Here is a 1,612-nt window from a genome sequence, read left to right as displayed (position 1 = left end):
CTGACGCTGCTGTAATCGTTGGAGACACCACAATTAGCTTAACCGTAACCGCTCCTGTAGCTGGTAAGGTTTATTTGCGTAAGGGTACTTGGTTACACTTTGCTGCTAACAGTGTAATTGTTGCCGAAGAGACTCTAGTAACAGCTACAGCTACAGTAGTTAAGATCGAGCCTGCTACTGCGGCAATCTCAATTAGTGCCACTGCAACCACTTGGGGATTGCAACGCATCCTCAGCCCGACAAACATCCCTTTACAGAGCGATAGCACAATGGTGTCTCGCACTGACTTGAGTAATGGTTTGCAGGGTTCAGAAGTTAAGACAGGAACTAAGCTTACTTCGTCCGTTGCTACGATTACTAATCCTAAAGATCGCGGATTTTGGGCTACCGTTTATCCAGCTACTCAAGGCACTCAATCAATCTTTGCTTTGGTTGTTCGTTCCGGCGGTCGCCATGCGTTCGGTAAAGCTCAAGTAGGCACTTCAGCTGATGACGGCAATATTGAAGAAATAAGCCGTATTTCCTTTGATTTAAGCTTTCAAGCTCCCTACGCGAGTCCTAGCCTGCCCGCTTATCTGTCTGTAACAGAACTAGCCGACCTTAACAACGTCCGCAAACTTGCTGGTCTACCTGCCCTAGTCTAAACACTAAGCGGCATAGTCTAAGAAAAACCCACCTAGATTAATTTCTAAGTGGGTTTTTGCCTTTAGGATTGTAGAGTCCAAACTACGACAAACGCACAACAGACCGTATAGCATCATCTAGCAAAGGCAGTAACTCAAATTGTACATCAACATCATCCGGGTTATCATCGGGGAAACTAACTAAGTTTTTGTCGATGACTTTAGGCATTAGCTCGTACTTTATCGCCCGTAACACCCTAGGCGCAGCACCAAACCCAAATTCATACAGTCGATCCGATATTCTCCAACTAAGTGGATCTATGGAGATAAACGGCAATATAATTTCTTCAGACACACACAGTGTATCTAAAGCCCGATCTAACCCGAACCCGATAGTCCTCACCCAGTCGAAGTGTATTGACCACTGCTCTCGCGTAGTAGCAGCAATCGGGTTAGTTTTATCTGCTGTGGCGAGGTTAAACGCATCTATTAGGTTGTAGTGGTTGGCTAAATAGGCAAACTCACGGGCGATGTTGTTGCCGCGCAAAGCAAGCCATATCGCTACTTGGGTTAGGTGATCGTAGGCTATCCAAGTATCTGTAGTGCGATCGCAAGTAAAAGCCGGACTACCTACAGACTTGTTGATCTCCTTTACACATTTGATCGCAAATCTAAGCCGCTCTCTAGAGATGCCTAGCATCCAGCAAGCTTCGTCTTTAAGGATCGATAAATCTCTGTAATTGCTTAATGAGAAGCCGATGCTTGCTCCTTGTAAATCTACTGTATGTGATGTCATAATTCTTTGCTGATACGGACTCTACACCTTTAATAATAAGCCCCCCGACACTTAATCAGCATCGAGGGTATCACTTAGATTTTGCGACGACTTTAGAAATCTTACTTATCAGCCCAAGACCTTGCTATGGCTTTGTTTGGCGTTGCTCCCGCTTCGTTTACGGGCAAATCCTTTATATAGAACCGCATAGCGG

Annotated in this window: 2 protein-coding genes; one reads left to right on the top strand and one right to left on the bottom strand. The window is 45.3% G+C overall.

Annotated features, from left to right (window positions below; all coding sequences use genetic code 11):
• Positions 1 to 644 (top strand): hypothetical protein (locus tag AC2VE5_RS26985; RefSeq protein WP_486890612.1); only part of this gene is annotated, 644 nt, incomplete at its 5' end.
• Between the two features lie 82 nt (positions 645 to 726).
• Here AC2VE5_RS26985 and AC2VE5_RS26980 read toward each other — a convergent pair.
• A complete protein-coding gene (locus AC2VE5_RS26980) occupies positions 727 to 1,419 on the bottom strand; it encodes a hypothetical protein (protein ID WP_486890611.1) in 693 nt (230 codons plus the stop codon).
• Positions 1,420 to 1,612 lie beyond the last annotated feature (193 nt).

The organism is Aliterella sp. E5.1 (assembly GCF_057473825.1).
The sequence above is the reverse complement of the archived record's forward strand: the minus strand, read 5'-3'. Positions and strand labels throughout refer to the sequence as shown.